The sequence below is a fragment of the Streptomyces spinoverrucosus genome, from assembly GCF_015712165.1.
Lineage (GTDB): Bacteria > Actinomycetota > Actinomycetes > Streptomycetales > Streptomycetaceae > Streptomyces > Streptomyces spinoverrucosus_A.
Genome location: NZ_JADPZX010000001.1, coordinates 968,837 through 991,290 on the forward strand (window position 1 = coordinate 968,837; position 22,454 = coordinate 991,290).

Below are 22,454 nucleotides of genomic sequence, written 5' to 3' on the forward strand. Positions count from 1 at the left end.
TGCATGTGCCCTGCGTCCTAGCGTCAGCGACGAGAACGGAAGTCACCGCAACAGGGAGGACGATCACCATGGCCACCACCGTGCAGGCATCCCCGAAGACAGCCGCGATCCCGATGTACGCGATGTGGGGTGCCGCGGCCGGGCTCGTCGGCGGCATCGGGATGGGCATCTGGATGTCGGTGTCCCGACCGATGATGGACACCGCCATGATCACCATGGTCGCCGGGCTCCTCGGCTCCACCAACGCCTTCGCCGGCTGGCTGATCCACCTCGGGATCGCCACCTTCGCCGGCACCACCTTCGGCGTGGTACTGGGGCAGTTCGCCCAGCGCATCGCCCCCGCCGTCGTCCTCGGCCTCGCCTACGGCGCGGTGTGGTGGACTCTCGGCGCGCTGTGGATCATGCCCGCCAACATGGGCATGCCCGTCTTCGAGTGGAACGACGTCACCGCCTCCAGCCTCGGCGCCCACCTCGTCTTCGGCCTCCTCGCCGGCGCCACCTTCGCGTCCATCGCCCAAACGATGGGCAAGCACACCAGCCCGGCCCGCCGATGAACCGCGAAGCTCCCGCGTCACCACCCGGCCCCACCGCCCCACCGGGTGCGGCGCCACGCCGCATAACCATCGACGGCGCGGCAGTGCCCTACTGTCTGGCCAACAACGCAGAGGCGCTGGCCAGCCCGGCATGGGGCGCCGCACCTCCACCATGGGCCCCGGGACGACGCGAGGAAACGCACCACATGAACCACGCCACATCGGACGACGACGCCGAGCGGACCTGGTGCCTGGCCGAGGTCGACATCTTCTGCGACCTGAACGAAGCGGAGATGGAAGCCATCGCCGCCGCGGCACCAATGAAGACCTACCACGCGGGCGAGATCCTCTACTCGCCCACCCAGCCCTCCGAGGTGCTCTTCATCCTCAAGAAGGGCCGGGTCCGCGTCTTCAGGGTCTCCGCCGACGGCCGCGCGCTGACGACCGCGATCATCTCTCCGGGCACCATCTTCGGCGAGATGGTCCTGCTCGGGCAGCACATGTACGACAACTACGCCGAAGCCCTCGACGACACCGTCGTCTGCGTCATGAGCCGCACGGACGTCCACAAGTTCCTGCTCTCGGACGCCCGGATCGCCGCCCGGATCACCGCGATCCTCGGCCGCCGACTCGCCGACCTCGAACAGCGGCTGTCCGACAGCGTCTTCAAGACCGTCGCCCAGCGCATCGCCACCACGCTGACCACCCTCACCAGTGCCCAGCCCCCGGCCGGACCCCTGCGGCCGGTCGGACGCCACCCGCAGATCGCTCTGACCCACGAACAGCTCGCCGCGCTCGCCGGCACCTCCCGCGAGACCTGCACCAAGGTCCTGCGCGACTACGCCGACCACGGCCTGCTCCGCCTGGCCCGCGGACGCATCACCGTCCTCGACCCCGAACGGCTCAAGGACGCCGCGGGCTGACGTCACCGAACCGTAAGCAGCGATCCGCTGCCCGCCCGAGCTCCCAGCAACTACTTTCGCCACCACCACCGACCCACAGGAGTCCTCGTTGCGCGCCCGCACCCTCCTCCCGGCCACCCTGGCCGCTGCCCTCCTCACCCTCACGGCATGCGGATCCGGCGAAGGCTCCACGTCCGGCAGCGGCGCGGGTGCTGCCCCCACGTCGGAGGCGTCATCCCCCGCTCAGCCGGCGGCCTCGAACGGCAGCGGGGCGGAGGGGGCGCAGGTGCCGAAGGTGCTGAACTTCTCCGCAACCACCGTGGACGGCAAGCCGTTCGACGCGAAGATGCTCGCGGGCAAGCCGACGGTGCTGTGGTTCTGGGCGCCGTGGTGCCCCACCTGCAAGGGGCAGGCAGCCGAGACCGCGAAGGTCGCCGCCGACAACGCGGGCAAGGTGAACGTCGTCGGCGTCGCCGGCCTCGACAAGAACGCCGCCATGCGCGACTTCGTCGCCGACACGGGCACCGGCTCCTTCCCCCACGTGTCCGACGAGAACGGTGAGGTGTGGAAGCGGTTCGAGGTCACCCAGCAGAGCCACTACGTGATCCTCGACAAGACCGGCAAGACCGTCTACGAAGGCGTCCTGCCTGGCGGCAAGGGGCTCGCCGACAAGGTCGCCGGACTCACCGGCTGAGCACGACACCGCCATGGCCGACCTCCCCCTCGCACTCGCGCTCGGCGCCGGCATGCTCGCCGCCGTCAACCCGTGCGGCTTCGCCCTGCTCCCCGCCTACCTCTCCCTGCTCGTCCTCGGCGACGACACCCCCAGCCGCACCGTCGCCGTCGGCCGTGCCCTGGCCGCCACCACCGCCATGACCGCCGGTTTCGCTGCCCTCTTCGCCGTCTTCGGCCTCGCCATCCAGCCCGTCGCCGGGCAGGTCCAGCAGCACCTGCCCTGGTTCACCATCGCCTTCGGCCTGCTGCTAGCCGCCGCCGGAGCCTGGCTGCTCGCGGGCCGGCAACTGCCCAGCATGGCCCCGAAACTCCGGCGCGCACCGAAGGTGACCCGTTCCCTGCCTTCCATGGCGCTGTTCGGCGCGGCGTACGCCACCGCCTCCCTCGGCTGCACCATCGCCCCGTTCCTCGCCATCGTCGTCTCCGCCTTCCGCAGCGGCTCCACCGGCGAAGGCATCGCCCTGTTCGCCGCCTACGCCGCCGGGATGGGCCTGATCGTCGGCGCCGCGTCCCTGACCGTCGCCCTCACCCGCACCACCGCCGTCACTCGCCTGCGCCGCCTCGGCGCGATCGCCCCCCGGCTCGGCGGCGGCCTGCTCCTCCTGGTCGGCGCCTACGTCGCCTACTACGGCTGGTACGAGATACGCGCCCTGCGCAACCCCACCACCACCGACCCCGTCATCGACACGGCGGCCAGCATCCAGCGAACCGTTGCCGACACCCTGGACACCGCGGGACCCGCCGCGATCGCCGCAATCTTCGCGCTCCTGCTGCTCGCCACACTTGTCATCCGGCGACGCAAGCGCACGAGCCGGCACACCGGCTTCCAACCATGATCAAAGGCCCCGGACACGAGGAGGATCTCCTCCCTCCCTGCCGCAGAGGCCATGCTGGCGACCCTCATGCCGGACGTGCTGGGAAAACCAGATCCAGTCGCCTCTGACCGGCCCGGCTCCTCCCGTCTCGGCTCCGGCTGCCGGACCGTCATGCGGGTGGCAGGCGCGTTGACCGACTCCGGCGGTACGCACGCCACCGGCGGCGCAGCCAGTCGCCGGCCTCTCCCACCGCGACCAGCAGCACCGCCGATGCCGCGCACCGCGCAAGGTCCGTGGGCTGGTCTGCGGCCCGGCTCCCCAGCCACAGCAGCAGCGTGAGCCCACCCCACCACAGGACGACGGAGGCGATCGCGCGCCGTCGGCGCGTCGCCCCGCTCACCCGGTGGCCCTCAAGGCCCGGTGCGCCGCGACGGCCGCAACCAACGATCCCGTGACGGCCAGGACTCCGGCGACGGTGGTCGCGGCCATGATGAGCCCGGGTGAGGCGCCGGCCAGCCGCGGCACCGCGTTGAGCGGCGCGGCCATGTAGAGGGCCAGCAGGGCCCACCCGCGCGGGCGCATCGGGGCGAGCCGGGAGTGCAGGCGTTGCGGCACGCGCCCGGTGATCAGGGCCAGCGCGGCCGGGAGCAGGGTGAGGGAGCAGACGGCAAGTCCGGTCCAGTGCCAGATCACGGGCGTCGTGGTCTTCCTGTGCGGGTGGTTCAGCGGCGGGTGGCGGCGGTCATGACGAGTCCGGTGGTCAGGGCGGCAAGCCCGGTGACCAGGACGGGCAGGCCAGGGCCGGGCAGGACGTACATGGCCGCCCCTGACAGGGACAGCACCGCTCCTGCAGTCGCCAGGACGGTCCCGATGCGGTGTTCGGACACGCTGCTTCTTCCCTTCGGATCGGGTGAACTCGAACGGTGGTCAGGGGCGGCGGGTGCCGTTAGGGTCCCGAGACTGCCATCAGCCTCCCGCCGTGGGGCAGGAGGCCGGTGACTGCTGGACTCGGTGGCGGTCAGTGGCTGGCGGCGAGTTCGCCGCTGAGCTTGCCGTGCAGGTGGGCACTGGGGTCGTTCAGGCCGGTGATCTCCACGGTCTTGCCGCGCTGGGCGTATTTGGTCTCGATGGCGTCGAGGGCGGCGACGGAGGAGGCGTCCCAGATGTGTGCGGCAGACAGGTCGATGACGACCTTGTCCGGATCGCCCGCGTAGTCGAACTGGCCCACCAGGTCGTTGGAGGAGGCGAAGAACAGCTCGCCGGTGACCCGGTACACGACTGTCATGCCGTCGGGGTCGACCACGGCGGTGACTTCGGCGAGGTGGGCGACGCGCTTGGCGAAGATGACCATGGCCGTGATCGAGCCGGCGACGACGCCGACGGCAAGGTTGTGGGTGGCCACGACACACGCGACGGTGATCACCATGACGGCGATCTCGCCTGCGGGCATCCGCTTGAGCGTCTTGGGCTGGATCGAGTGCCAGTCGAAGGTCGCGAACGACACCATGATCATGACGGCGACCAGGGCGGCCATGGGGATGTCGGAGACGACCGGGCCGAACACGATGCACAGCACCATCAGGAAGACGCCCGCCAGGAAGGTCGACAGGCGGGTGCGGGCGCCGGAGACCTTCACGTTGATCATCGTCTGGCCGATCATGGCGCAGCCGCCCATGCCGCCGAAGAAGCCAGTGACGATGTTGGCGATGCCCTGGCCGATGGACTCGCGGGTCTTGTTCGAGTGGGTGTCGGTGATGTCGTCGACCAGCTTCGCGGTCATCAGCGACTCCATCAGGCCGACCAGCGCCATCGCGAACGCGTACGGGGCGATCGTCGTGAGGGTGTCCATCGTGAACGGCACGTCGGGCAGACCCGGCACGGGCAGGGAGGACGGCAGGGCGCCCTTGTCGCCCACCGTCGGTACCGCGATGGCCGCACCGACGGTGATGACGGTCAGGATGACGATGGACACGAGCGGGGCGGGGATCACCGTGGTGATCTTCGGGAAGAACACCATCAGCGCCAGACCGCCGATGATCAGCGGATACACCGCCCAGGGCACGTCGGTCATCTCGGGGACCTGGGCCATGAAGATCAGGATGGCGAGGGCGTTGACGAAACCGACCATCACGCTGCGGGGGATGAACCGCATCAGCTTCGCCACCCCGAGTGCGCCCAGGATGACCTGGAAGACGCCGGCCAGGATGACCGCGGCAACCAGGTATCCCAGGCCGTGCTCTCGGTTGAGCGGGGCGACGACGAGGGCGATGGCCCCAGTGGCGGCAGAGATCATCGCTCGGCGTCCGCCGACGACGGAGATGACGACGGCCATGGTGAAGGAGGCGAACAGACCGACCGCAGGATCGACGCCGGCGATGATCGAGAAGGAGATCGCCTCGGGGATCAGCGCCAGGGCGACGACCAGGCCCGCGAGGACCTCGGTGCGCCAGACCTTCGGATCGGTCAGCCAGTCGGGCTTCAGGCCGCGCAGGCGCGCGGCCTGGGAAACAGCGGTAGCGGAAGACAAGAGTTCAGGAACCTGTCGTGCTCGGGCACACCCTGCGGCAGCCAGGGGCGTGCGGGAGGACGCGGAGGGGCCGGGCCGGCACCCCGCGGACGGCCCCGTCAGCGCGGAGCCGGAAGACCAGAGGGAACGGAGCAGGCAGGCGCGAGGTCGCCAGGCTCACATTCGGGGGCGAAGCGTCACGGCGGGCAGGCGGCGGCGCCGGGCGTCATGGGCTCGCGCACGCGTCTCTCCTGCAAGAATCAGAACTTCGCCGGGGGCGGCATCGGCCCCGACACGACAACTGGTGGAGCAGCGGTGCGCCGCTCCACCATCAGCAACTCTACCCTAACGTTAGAGTAGGCATTGGCGGGTCCCGGCCGGGGCGACCGCTGTGACGGATAAGGCCAGGAGCGGGGACGTGGACGGCAAGCACATGCAGATCGGCGAGGTCGCCGCGCGCACCGAGCTGTCCCTGCGCACCATCCGGCACTACGAGGAGACCGGGTTGGTCGTCCCCTCCGCACGCTCTCAGGGGGGCTTCCGCCTCTACACCGAGAATGACGTCGCCCGCCTCATGGTCATCCGCCGGATGAAGCCGCTCGGCTTCACCCTGGACCAGATGCGCGACCTGCTGGACGCCACCGACCGCCTCGACGCCGGCGGTGAGCCCGGCCCGGACGAGCGCGAGGCGCTTCTGGAACGCGTGCGCGAGTACGAGAAGGCCGCAGCCGAGCAGGTAGAGAAGCTGCGGATCCAACTCGCCCGCGCCGAGGACTTCGCCGCCACGCTCCGCGCACGGCTGCCCGAGAGCCAGTCGGCCCGTACCTGATCGCCGGGCGCCGACAGAACCCGCCCTTGCCCCTGCCTTCGGTCTCGACGGCGGAGTCCAGCCACGGCAGCCCCCTCCGAAGCCGCACGTGGGCACCGCGAAGAAGCGGCTCAGGGGTGGCACAGGCGCATTTGCGGCAAGGTGTGCGCTCCCGCAGCTTTTTGCCATTCACTCCCAGGACTCCTGTCTCGCGAGTCCAGGAGCATTTCCGCAGGTGAGCGCCACCTAGGCTGCTGCAGCTCGTAGGGTTCGAGCCACTGCGGCGCGGACGGCAGAGCAGCTGAGGAGCCTGTCCGTCGAGGTCAGCAGCTCAGGCTCCGAGACCCGCGGGCCGGGAGGCCGAGTGACACACGTGGCTTGATGGCGGTCTGGCCAAGGTCAGCACCGTGATGATCCATCAATTCCTGTCAGTGGCCGCTGCTACACCAATCTGAGGGACGAGCCGCGCCAGTGGCTCACCGACGGGAGGGAACAGCATGCCGAACATTCCGGACGGGTTCCATTACGTGCACGGACACATCCGCCGTAACCCGAAGCCGCGCAGCGCGAAGCGGATGAGCGGCTGGATGATCGCCGGCCTACTGGCCGGCGTCTGGTTATGGGGGCAGGTGTTCGGGTTCGGCGAGGCGGCCTCCACGACGCCGCCCGCAGCTCCGCAGCCCGCCGCCTCCACTCCGGCCAGCCGCTGATGACGCGCAAGCGGTGGCAGGTGCGCCGCCCGCGCGGCGCCGCAGAGACCATCTCGGCGCTGGTCGTGGCCCTGGCCGTCGTAGTGCTGGCCATCCGGATGGCCGCTGCGACCGCCGCAGCGCTCGAGGACGTGTGGCCGTTCGTAGTGGCCGTCGCCCTCCTGGCGTCCGCTCTTGGGGCCTGCCGGATCGTGGGCATCGCGTCGGCACCGACGCGATGCCGAACGGCTGGCCACGTTGCGGATCGCCCTGGCCGAGCTTGACTCCATGGACGACCGGCAGTTCGAGCACGCGTTACGAGACCTCCTGGTCCGCGACGGCTGGCCGGCCCGCCGCGTGGGCGGTGGCGGTGACCAGGCCGCCGACGTCATGGGCGACCATCGCCACCGATGTCGCATCGTCGTACAGGCCAAGCACACTCGCGTCGGCGGGAAGGTGGGGTCGTCGGTGATGTACGCAGTGAAAGGGACCGCCGGCCCGGCCCATAAAGCCGATCACGCAGTCGTCGTCACCAACGGGTCCTTCACCCGCGACGCCAAGGCGTGGGGCGACCGGCACGGTGTCCATTGGGTCGACGGGGAAAAGCTCCGGCGCTGGGCCGAAAGCGGCGCCGCCCTGCATGAACTCCTCGGGTTACCCCCGCGCTCCCGCGCGAGCCGATTCAAGCGCGCGGCCTGACCAACCGGCTCACTGACCGCCGTCCGACACATCTGGGGGTGTGGTGTTCGACGAAGACGGGTCACTCGACCCAACGTTGAAGTTCCTGCTGTACGCGGTCCTCGCGCTGGCCGTCGGCAAGATGCTGTGGCAGTGGCTCACCGAAGACGTCAGCCGGTGGATCACCGTAGACCTGTGGAACCTGATCGCAGATCACCCGTGGTGGTCCGGGCTGATCGCGGTCGGTGCACTGGCCGTGCTCCTACTGGCCGGCAAGCTCCTGTCGTTCTTCTTCGGCACCCACAACTACGTCGGCCCGGACGACGCGTTCGTCGCACCATCAGACGGTGATCCCGACCCGGACGTGCTGACTTTCAAGATGAAGCAGCTCTCCTCGATGAGCGCCACGGGGTTCGAGCAGGCATGCACCGATCTCCTCGCCCGTGACGGGTTCCTGGGTCCCCGCCGGGTCGGCGGCGCCGGTGACCTCGGAGTCGACGTCACCGCCAACGACCAGGAAGGCCGCCTGCTGATCATCCAGTGCAAGCAGTACGCCAACCCGGTCGGGTCAGGCCACGTGCAGAAGTTCAACGGCACAGCCCGCCCGCACCATGGAGCCGACCTCCCGATCATGATCGCCCTCAATGGCTTCACCGAACCGGTCATCAAGTTCGCCCAGCACCACCAGCTCTTCCTCATGGGCCGTTCCGAGCTGAAGGAATGGGCCCACGGCCAGCATCTGTACGACGTCCTCGGCATCCAGAGCACAACGCAGTGACTGCTGGTCCAGCAAGCTGGAAGGCTTGGCCATCCACCCCAGCGGTAGTGTGTCCTTCCTCATAGGACCGGACAGGGATGGCAACACGATGCGCTACCGCAACCCGACACGTCCGACGTCGTCGACCGCCGAGTAAAGCGACACGGCCTGCGGGGGACACGGTCTCTGCGGAGACAAACCTGCTCACCGGCCTGTCCTGATGACGTAGTACACGCGCGCCCCGGCTGGACTCACGAAAACCCACCCACGAGACTGATCCCCAACCACATCGAAGACCTTTCGGACACTCGACGGGGCGGGGGCCAGGTGCCGGAACCACGGCGGATCGCGGGACGCTGCGAGCTGCTGGAGCAGTTCAGCCACGGCGGCATGGGGGACGTGTGGCGCGGCTACGACGCCGTACTGGACCGGCCGGTCGCCGTGAAGCTCATCCGCCCGCAGGCCGTCACGTCACCGCACCTGGCGCAAGAACTTGAGAAGCGGTTCAAACGCGAGGCACGGATCACCGCGCGGATCCAGCACCCGGGCGTGCCGCAGGTGTACGACGCCGATCTGGACGAGTCGTACGAGCAGCTGTTCCTGGTGATGGAGCTGGTCGACGGCGTGCCGCTGACCGCGTACGTGCACCCGGACCAGCCCCTGCCCCTCAACTGGGCGGTGGCGGTGGCCGCGCAGGTCGCGACCGTGCTGTCGTACGCGCACGACGTGCCCGTCGTCCACCGTGACCTGAAGCCGGGCAACATCCTCGTCGCTCGCGACGGCACGGTGAAGGTGCTGGACTTCGGCATCGCGGCGATCCTGCGGACGGACGTCACCAAGCTGACCGTGACGGGCAGTCCGATCGGGACGCACCAGTACATGGCGCCGGAACAGGTGCGTGGCGGACGGGTCACGCCGCGCACCGATCTGTACGCGCTGGGCTGCGTGCTGCACGAACTGCTCTGCGGACGGCCGCTGTTCGGCGGGGACAGCGAGTGGCAGCTGATGATGCAGCACGTCAACGCGGCACCGACGCCGCTGCGGCAGCTGCGTGCCGACGTACCGGCGGCGCTGGAGGAACTCGTCCTGCACCTGCTCCGCAAGGCGCCCGAGGCGCGTCCGGCGGACGTGCAGGAGGTGTACGAGCGGTTGCGGCCGTTCCTGCCGGTGACCGGCGAGGAGTCCGTACCGGAGGAGGCGGGGCCCGCCGGGGTGCCGGATCCGACCGGGATCTTCCGCCGCCCCTATGCGCCCCGCTCGCGCGCCGGTTCCGCGAGCGCGCGGCCCGCCGCATCCCCCGCCGGGCCGGACGCACCACCTGCCGTCCCCGCGGCCGAGCGGGAGGCACTGAGGGAGCAGATCCTCGACGTGCACGCCCACTACCGCGCCCTGCTGGAGGAGGAGCGGTACGCGCAGGCCGCCGAGGTGGCGGGCGAGATGATCGAGCCGGCCGCGCGTGCTCTCGGCTCGGAGAGCAAGGCGGTCCTCGGGCTGCGGATGCGCCGGGCGGTCAGCCGTCAGCTGGCGGGTGACCACCGGGCCGCGCTGCCGGAGTTCGAGGCGCTCGCCGACGCCTACGCGCGCGTGAGCGGCCCGAGCAGCGAGGAGGCGCTGGACAGCCGGGCGCAGGCGGCCCGCTGCCGCGGGGAACTGGGGCAGGTGACCGAGGCGCTGGCGGGGCTGCACCACGTCCTCGATGCCGTCCGTTCCGTCGACGGCGACGTGAGCGAGAACGCCGTGGAACTGCGCCGCGACATCGGCATGCTGCTGCTCGCGCAGGGGCGGGCGGCGGACGCCTTCGACGTCCTGGACCCGCTGCACGCGGATCTGTGTCTGGTGTTCGGCCCTGACGACGAACTTACCACCGAGGTGGCCGAGACCCTGGCCGTGATCCGGCTGGATCTCGACGGTGACGTCCCGCCTTCCTCGCCCTGACCTGCTTGTTCGCCCGCACCGACGCCCGACCGGACACTAGGATCCACGCATGCCGCAGCTCGCCTTCGACATCGGCTTCTTCGCCGAACTCCCCAAGCTCCAGCCGCCGGTCAGGAAGGGCGTTCTCGACGCCTGGGAGAAGTTCAACCGGCTCACTCTCGATCAGCTCTTCAAGGACCCGGGGCTGAAGCTGGAGAGCCTGACGAACGCGAAGGACAAGCAGATACGGACCATCCGCATCGACCAGTTCTGGCGCGGTGTGGTTCTGGCCCCGCCCTCCGGGGACACCTTCGTCCTGTTGCGGGTCATGCAGCACGACAAGGCCATCGCGTGGGCGAAGAAGCAGAAGTCCAGCATCAACGAGGTGACCCGGGCCGTCGAGATCCGGGACGCGGCGACCCTGGACGAGATCACGCCGGCGTACGAGCGGGTGGCTCAGGCCTCGCCGAAGGAGCGGCTCTTCGCGAAGTTCTCCGACGGGGACTTGAAGGCGCTCGGCATCGACGACGAGACGCTACGACAGGCCCGGTCGCTGGTCGACCAGGAACAACTGGAGGTCTTCGCACCACTGCTGCCCCAGGACCAGCGGGAGGTACTGCAGTACCTCGCCGCGGGCTGCACGGTGGAGGAGGTCTGGCAGGACATCGTGGCGCCCGCGCTGCAGGCGTCGGCGCAGCCCGTGGACAGGCAGGACTACGAGACTGCGATCCGGCACAGTCGGGCGCGCATCGCGTTGGTCACGGCCTCCGAGGAACTGCAGGACATCCTGGAGAAGCCCTTCGCGGCCTGGCGGGTCTTCCTGCATCCCTGTCAGCGCAAGGTGGCCTACCGGGCGTCGTACTCGGGTCCCGCGCAGGTCACGGGCGGGCCTGGCACCGGCAAGACCGTCGTCGCCCTGCATCGGGTCAAGCACCTGCTCGGGCACCTGCGCGACGGCGACCGCATCCTCCTCACCACCTACACCAACGCCCTCGTCTACGCGCTCCGTTCGGGACTGGAGTCCCTGGTGGAGGACCCGGAGCTGCGCGAGCGGGTGCACATCTCGACGGTGGACGGCTTCGCGAGCCGGGTCGTCGCCGAGGCGCCGGGCGCGGTGGCCCTGCGGCCGCTGATGAACAACGAGGAGGAGAGCCGCTGGGCGAAGGCCGCCAAGGCGACGGGCTTCACCGGCAGCGCGCAGTTCCTGGCGCAGGAGTACCGGCACGTCATCCTCGCCCAGGACATCAGGGCCCTGGCCGAGTACGAGGCGGCGGACCGGCGTGGCCGCGGGAGCCAGCTGCCCCAGGCCGAGCGGCCCCTGGTGTGGGAAACGGTGGAGCGGTTCACGGCCGGACTGGCAGAGGACGGGGTACGCACCTGGCTGCAAACGTGCTCGGAGGCGGCCCGGCTCCTGGAGGAGAAGGGCCCGGAGTACCGGCATGTCGTGGTGGACGAGGCGCAGGACCTGCACCCGGCGCAGTGGCGTCTGCTGCGCGCGGCCGTTCCCGCCCGCCCGGACGACCTGTTCATCGCGGGCGACCCGCATCAGCGCATCTACGACTCGAAGGTGTCCCTGAAGTCGCTCGGGATCAAAGTGACCGGGCGGTCGGTGAAGCTCCGCAAGAACTACCGCAGCACCCAGGAAATCCTGCGCTGGTCCACGGCGCTGCTCGTCGGCCGCCCCATCGCCCAGCTGGAGGACGAGAACCGCAACGACACCCTGCTCGGATACCGCTCCGCCCTCCACGGCGACGGCCCCGCCGTGCACGCCGCGGCGACCGAGGAGGCCGAACTGGACGCGCTCGTCACCCAGGTACGGGCGTGGATGGACGCGGGCGTCGGCGCCGGGGAGATCGGGGTCAGCACCCGGTTCAACAAGACGTGCGCGAAGGCGGTGGCGCATCTGAAGGCCCTCGGCGTCCCCGCCACACCGCTGCGTGCCGCGGACGCCGAGGGCGAAGCGACGACCGTGCGGGTCGGGACCATGCACTCGTTCAAGGGGCTCGAGTTCCGTTGCGTCGCCGTCATCGGCGTCACCGAGGAGGCACTGCCGTTCCCCAAAGCGGTGACGCCGCCCGACGTGGACCCCAAACAGCACGAGACGGACATGATGGCCGAACGCTGCCTGCTGTTCGTGGCCTGCACCAGGGCGCGCGACAGCCTCTATGTCTCCTGGTCCGGCAAGCGCAGCCCGTTCCTGGTGGAGGCGGGCGTCAACGAAGCGTCTGCGTAATCAAGACCACCCTCGCCGCATCATCCAGCCAGGGACAGTGCCCCGCCCCCGACTGCACCACCACCTACGCCTCCGGAAGCAGCCCTGGTGATCAATTACGCCGCCGAGGCGGACGGCGACGAGCAGTAGCGCCCAGAGCCGGATCACAAGCCGACTCCTGGGAGCGGATGACACGATCGTCAGGGATATGCCCCGAATGTCTCGATCTCACAGCGCTCTGCGCCACTCTTGCCGATCCTGGCATCACTGGTGATCATCGGCACGCCCAGGCTCTCAGCCAGGGCCGTGCTGGGCGTCGTAGGCGGACAGGTTGCTCGACAGGCCCTTGATGCGCTCCCGGAGGATCAACGTCTCATGCCGGTCGATCGCCAGGTCGCGGTACATCGCCAGGGCCTTGCGCAGCTGCTTTTCGTTCAGCTCGGGTGCCCCGACGCGACCGTCGGGGACATGAACGGCCGCATCCTGGAGGGAGAGGAGGCGTGATGCGGACCAGCGACGAGATCTATCACCAGGTCCTCTGGGACCCGCGCTTCGACCCGACCCGTTTCGTGCTGGGGATCAGCCAGCGCGGGGACGCCCCCAAGCGCATCCCGCTGCCTTCCTTCGTGCCCGGAGGCGACATCCCCTGGCACAGGGTGGTGTTCATCGAGGCAGACGGTGAGGTGGTCTGGGACCGGGCCACGGGTGTGGACTGCATAGACACGTCGGACGCCGGCCGAGTGCGGGGTGATGCGCTCCCCCCGGAGCACCGGCGCGAATCAGACCATTTCAGTGTGGAAGCGGACCCAAGGCCCGGCAGGAGCGAGCCCGCCGGCGTCCTGGACGTATCCCCGACGGCCCGCACGGCGGTGGCCTGGATTCCGCCCGCGGAGCTGTGGCCGCCGATCCAGGACATCCGTCGAGATCACGATCCGCAGATCCGCCGCTGGCCGCCGCACGTCAATCTGCTCTTCGGCTTCGTGCCCGAGTCCGACTTCGAGCAGGCGGCCCCACTGCTGGCCGCGGCGGCGACCGAGACTCCGGTCTTCACGGCCAGGCTGGACGGGGTGCGCACCTTCCGGCACCGGGCGTACTTCACCGTGTGGCTGGACCCTGCGGCGGCCGGGGCGACGCCGTGGGCGGGTATGTACCGCGCTCTGCTGCAACGGTTCCCACGCTGTCGTGCCCGCGCCAAGGGCTTCACACCGCATCTGTCCCTGGGCCGGGCCCGGGATGCGCAGCGGGTCGCCGCCGACTGTGCCGCGCGGCTCGACCCCATGACGGCGACGGTCTGGGAGCTCGTCCTGCTCTCGCGCAGGGGCGACGGGCCGATGCGGCCGCGGGCAACGGTCGCTCTCGGCACGGGCGAGATGCGCCGGCTGCCCGACCCAGGCCCCGGTGCGCCGGGCGCCGAGGACACGGCCTGGCTCTCCGTGATCACCGACAGGTGAGGCAAAGGGCCGCCTGAGTGGCGCCCCCGCCCGCGTCGTACGGGAGGGCCGCCGTCGACTCGGACCGTTCACGTGCATCGCGGGCAAGAACAGCACCGGCAAGCCCAACGTGTTCGACGCGCCCCGAAGCCACCTCCACATGACTCCCTCGGGAAAGCCGGTGGGCCGTTGACCCTGGTCGGTCTCGATGACGCGGCCGGCCAGCATCATCGCCTGCAGCAGCACCCTGCCGACCGGCTCGGCACGTGACACCCAGGACGTCTCAAACGAGGTCTTGGTACAACGAACGCCGGCGCCCGGCGGCGCTATCCGGTGTCTCTGTGTCCTTCACGGGTACGGGGTGCGTACCTGGCGGCGGTGTGCCGTTGCCGTGGCCAGGATGTGGATCAGGCGGGCCAATGAGAGTGCGCCCACCGGATCATCCGCATACCTCGGTACTTGCACCGGGCCGACCTCGTCCAGGAACACGTCCTCGCGTGCCAGGACAAACGCCATCGTGAGCAGGGCCGCGCGCCCGTTGCCGTCGTCGAACGGGTGAAAGAAGCACACATCCAGGTAGGCGCGGGCGGCGCGGGCGGGAAGAGGGACGTCCGTACCGGCGGCCTTGGCCTGCGCCAGGCATTCCTCGAACCGCTCACGGGTACCGGCATGCAGGCCGTACCGTTCGCGTCCCCCCTTGGAGAAGGCAGGGAGAGTCCGGAACGAGACGTCCGGACGGCCGAGGACCAGCTTCTGCCACCCGGCCATGAGATCGAAGCCGAGGGAGCGCTTGGCCACGGCGTCCTCCCGGACCGATCGCCAAGCTGCCCGCAAGCGTTCTCCACGTGCCGTATCACCCGGCTCGTCGCGAGCGCCTGCGGCCACGTCGATCCCGTCGCACCGGCCCCGGATGGGGCCGACCAGTTCCTCGGACGCCTGCTCCCACGCGATCTGCGAGCGTACCCCGAGCCAGTTCTGGAGATCGTCACGCACCGCGCTTTCCCATGCTCTCCCTGGCACGGCTGACCGCCTCCTCATCGGGGGCGACCCAGCTCTCGAACGCGGAGTCCACCACTTCGTCCGCCAAGTCCTCCGCTTCCCCGGCGGACATGCCGGTCGACTCCAGGTACCACGCGAGCGCCTGCGCGCACGCACCACGCCACAGTTCACCGGCCCCGGTGCGCTCGACGACAAGCGTCACGAGAGGCGCGACAGCACGCTCGCGCAGCCGCCGTACCTCTTCCTCGTCGGTGTCCGGACCCGGAGCGAACTGCGCGAAGAAGGCGGCGAGTTCCTCCAGCCACGCGCGCCATTGGAGCAGTGCGCTGGTGTACCGCTGCGCCTGCTGCTCCAGGTCGTGGGCGCCGAGACCGCTGACTGGAAGATCTCTGATGATCGCCCCGGAATAGGGGGATTCCTCCACCGCGTGGTACCAACCGAAGGCCCAGGAGCCGTAGTACTCGGCAAGGCCGCTGGCAATCGAATTGGTTGACCACAGCCCCCGTGGTCGTCCCGACTCGGGGTCCTGCGAGGACACCACGTCACGCACCACATCGAGTGCCTTGGCGGGATTGAACGGATGGGTGGTGGGGTCGACGTCCTGCCACGTCATCGACGTGGGGTACCAATCGGAACTGATGGCTACTCCTGGCATCGGTGCGTCTGCGTTTTGTCGACGAAGACCTCGCTGGCCTCCCCTCGCCCTGTCAGGAGGACGGCACGACCGGCACGACCCGGTCGGGGAGGTCCTCCAGATTGCTGGAACGCCACCTCCCAGCGCAAACGCGAGCAGCCGTGGTGGACGCGGACTCCCCGATCCGCGCCCACCACGGGGTCGTACGGCCCGTCGGGCCCTTAGGCGGCCTTGCGTACCCGGCCCCGGTGATCGCGGACGATCTCCGCGTACCGGTGGCCGGAACCCTTGATCGTGCGGACCTGGGTGGCGTAGTCGACATGGACCAGCCCGAACCGCTTGGCGTAGCCGTACGCCCACTCGAAGTTGTCCAGCAGCGACCAGGCGAAGTACCCCGCCAGCGGGGCGCCCTTGCGGGCCGCCGACGCGCACGCCGCCAGGTGCTGTTCCAGATAGGCCTGGCGCTCCGGGTCGTCGATCGTCCCGTCCGGGCGGACGACGTCCGGATAGGCGGAGCCGTTCTCCGTGACGTACAGCTTGCGCACGCCGTATTCGGAGGTCAGGCGCAGCAGCAGCGCCTCGATGCCGCTCGCGTCGACCTCCCAGTCCATGCCGGTGCGCGGGACGCCGGGGCGGCGGACGGTGCGGACGTGCGGGGCCGGGGCGGTGGGGTCGTCGGCGACCGTCTGCGGGAAGTAGTAGTTCAGGCCGAACCAGTCCAGCTCGCCCCCGATGACCGCCAGGTCGCCCGGCTGCTCCGGGAGGTCGACGCCGTACACCTCGCGCATGTCCGCCGGGAAGCCGCGGCCGTGCACCGGGTCCAGCCACCAGCGGTTGGTGTGGCCGTCCATACGGCGGGCCGCCGCCACGTCCTCCGCGCGGTCCGACGCGGCGTGGATCGTCGAGAGGTTGTTGACGATGCCGACCTGCGCGCCCGCACTGGCCGCGCGGATCGCCTGCGCAGCGAGCCCGTGGCCCAGCAGCAGGTGGTACGAGGCCCGGACGGCGGCCGTCAGGTCGGTGAGGCCGGGGGCCATCTTGCCTTCCAGGTGGCCGATCCACGCCGAGCACAGGGGCTCGTTGAGGGTGGCCCAGTGGCTGACGCGGTCGCCCAGGCGTTCCGCGACGATGGAGGCGTACGCCGCGAAGTGTTCGGCGGTGGTCCGCTCGGGCCAGCCGCCCCGGTCCTGGAGCGCCTGCGGCAGGTCCCAGTGGTAGAGGGTGACGGAGGGGGTGATGCCCGCCGCGAGCAGACCGTCGATCAGCTCGTCGTAGAAGTCGAGGCCTTTGGGGTTCGCCGGGCCGTCCCCGCCCGGTACGACCCTCGGCCATGCGATCGACAACCGGTAGGCGTTCGTGCCCAGTTGGCGCATCAGGTCGATGTCCTCGCGCCAGCGGTGGTAGTGGTCGCAGGCGACGTCGCCGTGGTCGTCGTTGTCGATCTTGCCGGGGGTGTGCGCGAAGGTGTCCCAGATCGACGGTGCACGGCCGTCCTCCGCCACGGCTCCCTCGATCTGGTACGCCGCTGTGGCGGTGCCCCACAGGAAGTCGTGCGGGAGTGCGGCGAGGTCGATGCGTTCGGACACGGAAGTCCCTTCGAAGGTGTCGGTCACTTGACGGCACCCGCCGTCAGTCCGGTGACGAGATAGCGCTGCAGGAGCAGGAAGCCGGCGACCACGGGCACGCTGACGACCAGCGAGGCGGCCATGATCTGGTTCCAGTACACGTCGTTGAGCGTGGAGTAGCCCTGGAGGCCGACGGCGAGGGTGCGGGTGGTGTCGTTGGTCATCACGGAGGCGAACAGCACTTCACCCCAAGCCGTCATGAAGGCGTAGACGGCGACCGCGACGATCCCGGGGATCGCGGCCGGTACGACGACGCGGAACAGTGCGCCGAGCGGACCGCAGCCGTCCACCAGCGCCGCCTCGTCCAGATCCCGTGGCACCGACTCGAAGTAGCCGATCAGCATCCAGATCGAGAACGGCAGCGAGAAGGTCAGATACGTCAGGATCAGGCCGCCGCGCGAGCCGAACAGGGCGATCCCGGTGGCGTTGCCGATGTTGACGTAGAGGAGGAACAGCGGGAGGAGGAAGAGGATGCCGGGGAACATCTGCGTCGACAGCACGGTGACCGTGAAGACGCGCTTGCCACGGAAGTCGTAGCGGCTGACGGCGTAGGCGGAGAAGACCGCGATCACCACCGAGCAGATCGTCGCCGCGCCCGCGACGACGAGGGAGTTGACGAAGTACTTCGCCAGCGGGACCGTCGACCAGATGTCGATGTACGGGCGGATCGTCAGCTCGCTCGGCAGCCAGTGGAACTCGCCCGTGACGTCCGCCAGCGGCTTCAGCGAGCTGGAGATCATCACGTACACCGGCACCAGCACGAACCCGGTGAGCAGGGTGAGGAAGATCCGCCGGGACCACAGGAAGGAACGCGGCGGGGCCATCGGGGACCTGGTCATGCGGCACCCTTCCGTCCGCGCGAGGTGAGCAGCAGGTATCCGCCCGTCACGACCAGCAGGAAGAGCAGCAGCAGGACGGACATCGCCGAGCCGGTGCCGAAGTTCCAGGTCACGAAGGACGCCTGGTAGATGTGCACGGAGATGAGGTCGGCGGCCTCGGGAGCGCCCTGGCCGAACAGGACGTACGGCGTGTTGAAGTCGTTGAAGGTCCACAGGAACAGGACCAGGACCAGCACCTGGTTGACCGGCCGCAGCGACGGCAGGGTGATGCGGCGCAGCTGCTGCCACAGGCCGGCGCCGTCGAGCGCGGCGGCCTCGTACAGCTCCCTGGGGATGTTCTGCAGTCCGGCCATGACGATGAGGAAGGCGAACGGCCAGCCCTTCCAGACCGACACGGTCAGCAGCGCGTAGAAACTGTTGTCGCCGATCAGCCAGAAGGACGGCTTGTCGGTGAGGCCGAGCTGCTCGTGCAGGACGTGGTTCACCAGGCCGTTGTCGTGCTGGAACATGAACACCCAGGTGATGACGGCCGCGTACACCGGCAGGGCGTACGGGACGAGGAACAGCGCCCGCAGCAGGCCACGACCCCGGAAGGTGTCCTGCATGTACACCGCCGCCGCCGTGCCGATCAGCCAGCACAGGCCGACCGACAGCACGGTGAACGCGCAGGTGACGAGGAAGGAGTGGAGCAGGGCCCTGCCGACGGGGGCGTTGAAGTCCACCGCCATCGTGTAGTTGGCGAGGCCGGACCAGGGGGCCGTGGTCCAGTCGCGGATGTAGAACTGCGTGAGCTCCTTGAAGCTCATCGCGATGCCGATCACCATCGGCAGCAGGTGGACCAGGAGTTCGAGGAGCAGGGCGGGCAGGAGGAGCAGGTAGGGAAGTCCGATGCGGCGGATCCGCCCGGGGCGGCGGGAGTGGCCGTCCGCCGCCCCGGGGGATGTTCTGCGCACGGCCTTGGGCGGTGCGGTGGTCGTCGTCATCGGGCTCACTTCGCCGGCATCTGCTGCTGGGCCTTCTCCAGCGCCGCCTTCACCGACTGTGTGGTGACCGGGCGTCCGGCGGCCGCCTCGGCGAACAGGTCCTTCACGGCCGTACCGACCGCCGTCTCGAACTGCGACTCGTCCGGGACCTGCGGCAGCGCTACGGCGCTCTGCGCGAGGGTGTCCTTGAGGACCGCGTTGGCCGGGGTGTCGAACGCGGGGTCGGACTGGGCGGCCTCGACCGGCGGGATGGAGCTGTAGGCCTTGTTGAGCATCTTCTGTTCCTCGTCGCTGGTCATGAACTTGACGAACTCGGTGGCGCCGTCGAGGTTGTCGGTGTTCTTGAAGACGGCCAGGTTGATCCCGGCGACCATCGAGTTGACCTGCTTGCCGCTGCCCGGGGTGCCGGACTGGACGGGCACGGGCGCGATGCCGTAGTCGTCCTCGCTCATGCCCTGGGATTTGAGGTTGGCGGACGCCGACTGCCACAGCAGCATCGCGGTACGGCCCTTGGCGAAGTCGCTGACGGACTGGTTCTGCGCGTACTCGGCGTTGCCCGGCGGGATGACCTCGTCCTTCGCCATCAGGTCGACGTACTGCTTGACCGCCTCGACCGCGCCGTCGGAGGTGAAGTCGGGCTTGCCGTCGGCGGTGAAGAAGTCGGCGCCGTGCTGCTTGGCGAAGACGTAGACGTGGTGGATGTTCTCGGCGACGTTGGCGCCCTCGGCGCCCAGCACCTGCTTGCCGTCGGCCTTGATCTTCTCTCCGGCGGCGACCAACTCGTCCCACGTGGCGGGAGGTTCGGAGACGCCGGCTTCGGCGAAGATCTTCTTGTTGTAGTAGAGGGCGTACGCCATCGAGTACAGCGGTACGGCCGCCGGGTCCTGGCCCTGGACGCCCGTCGAGCCCAGCGCCGATTCGACGAAGCGGTCCCGGCCGCCGATCTTCTCGAAGTTCTTCTCGTCCCACGGCAGCAGCGCGCCCGTCGACTGGAGCGAGGCGCTCCAGGTGTTGCCTATGTTCAGGACGTCGGGGCCCTGCCCGGAGGTGGTGGCCGTCAGGATCCGGTTCAGCAGGTCCGACCAGGGGACGACCTCCAGCTCCACCTTGATCCCGGTCTGCTGCTCGAACTTGTCGAGCTCGGGCTGGAGGACCTTCTTGTCGGCCTCGATGCTGGCGCCCTGGTTGGAGGCCCAGTAAGTGAGCGTCTTCGGCGAGTCGTTGGACCCGCCGCCGCCCGTCGCCGAACCGCCTCCGCAGGCCGTGGCCGCAAGGGCGAGTGACAAAATGACGGCGCCTGTGGCCGCGGCTCGGGTGCTGCGCATGGCTCCTGGTGTCCCTTCAGGGGAGGCCTCGAGGGAAGGACCGGCCAAGGACCGGCGAAGGCCCTCATGTCTTAATTTAGGACGTGAGTTAAACCTCGCGCGTGAGGTACGTCAAGGGTTTGAACACCACTTGTCGAACTCTGTCGCGCCCCTTGACGGGCAAGTTCGGACAGTTGAAGCATTCACCGGCGAGAGAGCGCTCCCCGTACGCCCACCGTTCACTTCCTGAACCAGGAGAGCCGCCCCATGCCATCCAACGCGCATGCATCGCCCGGCCGTTCAGGACGCTCCGGAGTCGCCCGCAGGTCGGTACTCGGCGCCGCTGCCGCCGCCCCCGTGCTGGCCGGCCTCGCCACCTCCGCGTCCGCCACCGCCCCGGCACACGGCACCACCCGCAAGTCCCCCCGCGCCCTCCCCGGCGGCGGCGACCTCGGCCCGAACGTCCTCGTCTTCGACCCCTCCACCCCCGGCATCCAGGCCAGACTCGACGAGGTCTTCCGGCAGCAGGAGTCCGCCCAGTTCGGCACCGGCCGCTACGCCCTGCTGTTCAAGCCCGGCACCTACCACGGCCTCAACGCCCAGCTCGGCTTCTACACCTCCATCGCGGGCCTCGGCCTGTCCCCCGACGACACGACGATCAACGGCGATGTCACGGTCGACGCCGGCTGGTTCAACGGCAACGCCACGCAGAACTTCTGGCGCTCGGCGGAGAACCTCGCCCTCGTGCCGGTGAACGGCACCAACCGCTGGGCGGTGTCCCAGGCTGCCCCGTTCCGCCGGATACACGTGCGCGGCGGGCTCAACCTCGCCCCCACCGGCTACGGCTGGGCGAGCGGCGGCTACATCGCCGACAGCCGCGTCGACGGCCAGGTCGGCCCGTACTCCCAGCAGCAGTGGTACACCCGCGACAGCGCGGTCGGCAGCTGGCTCAACGCCGTGTGGAACATGGTGTTCTCCGGCGTCGAGGGTGCCCCCGCCCAGAGCTTCCCGAACCCGCCGTACACCACCCTCGACACCACACCGATCTCCCGAGAGAAGCCGTTTTTGTACCTGAGCGGCAGCGAGTACCGCGTCTTCCTGCCGGAGAAGCGCACCAACGCCCGCGGCGTGACGTGGGGCAACGGCACGCCGCGCGGCACCTCGCTCCCGCTGACCCAGTTCTACGTCGCCAAGCCGGGCGTCTCCGCGGCCACCCTCAACCAGGCGCTCGCGCAAGGCCTGCACCTGTTGCTGACGCCCGGCATCTACCACGTCGACCAGCCCATCCAGGTGAACCGGGCGGACACGGTCGTCCTGGGCCTCGGCTACGCGACGATCATCCCGGACAACGGCGTCACCGCGCTGAAGGTCGCCGACGTCGACGGTGTGCGTCTGGCCGGTTTCCTGGTCGACGCCGGGCCGGTCAACTCCCCCACCCTGGTGGAGATCGGCCCGAACGGCTCCTCGCGCGACCACTCGGCCAACCCGACCACCGTCCAGGACGTCTTCATCCGCATCGGCGGCGCGGGCCCCGGCAAGGCCACCACCAGCATGGTCGTCAACAGCCGGCACACGATCATCGACCACACCTGGATCTGGCGCGCCGACCACGGCGAGGGCGTCGGCTGGGAGACCAACCGAGCCGACTACGGCCTGGTCGTCAACGGCGACGACGTACTGGCCACGGGACTGTTCGTGGAGCACTTCAACAAGTACGACGTGCAGTGGTTCGGGCAGCGCGGCCGCACGATCTTCTTCCAGAACGAGAAGGCGTACGACGCCCCGAACCAGGCCGCCATCCAGAACGGCCCCCTCCGGGGCTTCGCCGCCTACCGCGTCGGCGACAACGTCACCGAGCACGAGGGCTGGGGCCTGGGCAGCTACTGCTACTACAACGTCGACCCGACGATCGTGCAGCACCACGGCTTCGCCGCCCCCGTCCGCCCGGGCGTGCGCTTCCACCACCTGCTGGTCGTCTCCCTCGGCGGCAACGGCCAGTACGCGCACGTCATCAACGACACCGGGGCACCGACATCGGGGACGTCGACGGTGCCGTCGACGGTCGTGTCGTATCCCTGAGCGGTGAACGAC

General features: G+C 69.5%; 19 protein-coding genes and 2 pseudogenes. 12 read left to right on the forward strand and 9 right to left on the reverse strand.

Annotated elements, in window-relative coordinates; all coding sequences use genetic code 11:
* Positions 1-68: 68 nt before the first annotated feature.
* The 4 genes from I2W78_RS04475 (at position 69) to I2W78_RS04490 (ending at position 3,006) form a co-directional block, all read left to right on the forward strand.
* On the forward strand, positions 69-554 hold the full coding sequence (locus I2W78_RS04475) for a hypothetical protein (RefSeq protein WP_196457148.1): 486 nt from the start codon (positions 69-71) through the stop codon (positions 552-554).
* A gap of 185 nt (positions 555-739) precedes the next feature.
* Positions 740-1,456, forward strand: a complete 717-nt coding sequence (locus I2W78_RS04480) for a Crp/Fnr family transcriptional regulator (RefSeq protein ID WP_230885324.1) — start codon at positions 740-742, stop codon at positions 1,454-1,456.
* An 88-nt stretch (positions 1,457-1,544) separates the two neighbouring features.
* Positions 1,545-2,129 carry a redoxin family protein gene (locus tag I2W78_RS04485; RefSeq protein WP_196457152.1) on the forward strand — a complete coding sequence of 195 codons (585 nt, stop codon included), beginning with the start codon at positions 1,545-1,547 and terminating at the stop codon, positions 2,127-2,129.
* A 13-nt stretch (positions 2,130-2,142) separates the two neighbouring features.
* Positions 2,143-3,006, forward strand: a complete 864-nt coding sequence (locus tag I2W78_RS04490; RefSeq protein ID WP_196457154.1) for a cytochrome c biogenesis CcdA family protein — start codon at positions 2,143-2,145, stop codon at positions 3,004-3,006.
* Between the two features lie 375 nt (positions 3,007-3,381).
* On the opposite strand, the gene I2W78_RS04495 is transcribed toward I2W78_RS04490, so the two are convergent.
* From I2W78_RS04495 to I2W78_RS04505, 3 genes are all read right to left on the reverse strand, one after another.
* Positions 3,382-3,678, reverse strand: coding sequence for a hypothetical protein (locus tag I2W78_RS04495; RefSeq protein WP_196457156.1), 297 nt, complete (start codon positions 3,676-3,678; stop codon positions 3,382-3,384).
* A 29-nt stretch (positions 3,679-3,707) separates the two neighbouring features.
* A complete protein-coding gene (locus tag I2W78_RS04500; protein ID WP_196457158.1) occupies positions 3,708-3,872 on the reverse strand; it encodes a hypothetical protein in 165 nt (54 codons plus the stop codon).
* Positions 3,873-4,003: 131 nt separating this feature from the next.
* On the reverse strand, positions 4,004-5,512 hold the full coding sequence (locus I2W78_RS04505; RefSeq protein WP_196457160.1) for a SulP family inorganic anion transporter: 1,509 nt from the start codon (positions 5,510-5,512) through the stop codon (positions 4,004-4,006).
* Between the two features lie 397 nt (positions 5,513-5,909).
* On the opposite strand from I2W78_RS04505, the gene I2W78_RS04510 reads away from it, so the two are divergent.
* From I2W78_RS04510 to I2W78_RS04540, 7 genes and pseudogenes are all read left to right on the forward strand, one after another.
* Entirely contained in the window at positions 5,910-6,320 is a 411-nt protein-coding gene (locus I2W78_RS04510) for a MerR family transcriptional regulator (protein WP_196457162.1), read from the forward strand.
* A 476-nt stretch (positions 6,321-6,796) separates the two neighbouring features.
* Positions 6,797-7,009 (forward strand): hypothetical protein, encoded by a 213-nt coding sequence (locus I2W78_RS04515; protein WP_196457164.1) that lies wholly within the window; start codon positions 6,797-6,799, stop codon positions 7,007-7,009.
* Positions 7,009-7,687 (forward strand): annotated as a pseudogene (locus I2W78_RS41580) (restriction endonuclease). Before I2W78_RS04515 ends, I2W78_RS41580 begins: the two are co-directional and overlap by 1 nt.
* Before the next feature lie 43 nt (positions 7,688-7,730).
* Positions 7,731-8,444 (forward strand): restriction endonuclease, encoded by a 714-nt coding sequence (locus tag I2W78_RS04525; RefSeq protein WP_196457166.1) that lies wholly within the window; start codon positions 7,731-7,733, stop codon positions 8,442-8,444.
* 369 nt (positions 8,445-8,813) lie between these two features.
* Positions 8,814-10,358, forward strand: coding sequence for a serine/threonine-protein kinase (locus tag I2W78_RS04530; protein ID WP_230885851.1), 1,545 nt, complete (start codon positions 8,814-8,816; stop codon positions 10,356-10,358).
* 49 nt (positions 10,359-10,407) lie between these two features.
* A complete protein-coding gene (locus I2W78_RS04535; RefSeq protein WP_196457170.1) occupies positions 10,408-12,570 on the forward strand; it encodes a UvrD-helicase domain-containing protein in 2,163 nt (720 codons plus the stop codon).
* A 482-nt stretch (positions 12,571-13,052) separates the two neighbouring features.
* A pseudogene (locus I2W78_RS04540) lies at positions 13,053-13,922 on the forward strand (RNA repair domain-containing protein); the annotation flags it as partial.
* A gap of 405 nt (positions 13,923-14,327) precedes the next feature.
* Here I2W78_RS04540 and I2W78_RS04545 read toward each other — a convergent pair.
* From I2W78_RS04545 to I2W78_RS04570, 6 genes are all read right to left on the reverse strand, one after another.
* Positions 14,328-14,777: a Fic family protein gene (locus I2W78_RS04545; RefSeq protein ID WP_307783596.1), complete on the reverse strand. Its 450-nt coding sequence runs from the start codon at positions 14,775-14,777 to the stop codon at positions 14,328-14,330.
* A 187-nt stretch (positions 14,778-14,964) separates the two neighbouring features.
* Positions 14,965-15,591 carry a hypothetical protein gene (locus I2W78_RS04550; protein ID WP_196457175.1) on the reverse strand — a complete coding sequence of 209 codons (627 nt, stop codon included), beginning with the start codon at positions 15,589-15,591 and terminating at the stop codon, positions 14,965-14,967.
* Positions 15,592-15,833: 242 nt separating this feature from the next.
* Positions 15,834-17,198: a GH1 family beta-glucosidase gene (locus tag I2W78_RS04555; protein ID WP_307783597.1), complete on the reverse strand. Its 1,365-nt coding sequence runs from the start codon at positions 17,196-17,198 to the stop codon at positions 15,834-15,836.
* A 23-nt stretch (positions 17,199-17,221) separates the two neighbouring features.
* Positions 17,222-18,061 carry a carbohydrate ABC transporter permease gene (locus tag I2W78_RS04560; protein ID WP_196464412.1) on the reverse strand — a complete coding sequence of 280 codons (840 nt, stop codon included), beginning with the start codon at positions 18,059-18,061 and terminating at the stop codon, positions 17,222-17,224.
* Positions 18,062-18,072: 11 nt separating this feature from the next.
* Positions 18,073-19,059: a carbohydrate ABC transporter permease gene (locus tag I2W78_RS04565; protein WP_196457179.1), complete on the reverse strand. Its 987-nt coding sequence runs from the start codon at positions 19,057-19,059 to the stop codon at positions 18,073-18,075.
* Positions 19,060-19,064: 5 nt separating this feature from the next.
* Positions 19,065-20,384: an ABC transporter substrate-binding protein gene (locus I2W78_RS04570; RefSeq protein ID WP_196457181.1), complete on the reverse strand. Its 1,320-nt coding sequence runs from the start codon at positions 20,382-20,384 to the stop codon at positions 19,065-19,067.
* Between the two features lie 246 nt (positions 20,385-20,630).
* On the opposite strand from I2W78_RS04570, the gene I2W78_RS04575 reads away from it, so the two are divergent.
* The gene (locus I2W78_RS04575) at positions 20,631-22,442 is read left to right on the forward strand and encodes a coagulation factor 5/8 type domain-containing protein (protein WP_196457183.1); all 1,812 of its coding nucleotides are present in this window, start codon (positions 20,631-20,633) and stop codon (positions 22,440-22,442) included.
* Positions 22,443-22,454 lie beyond the last annotated feature (12 nt).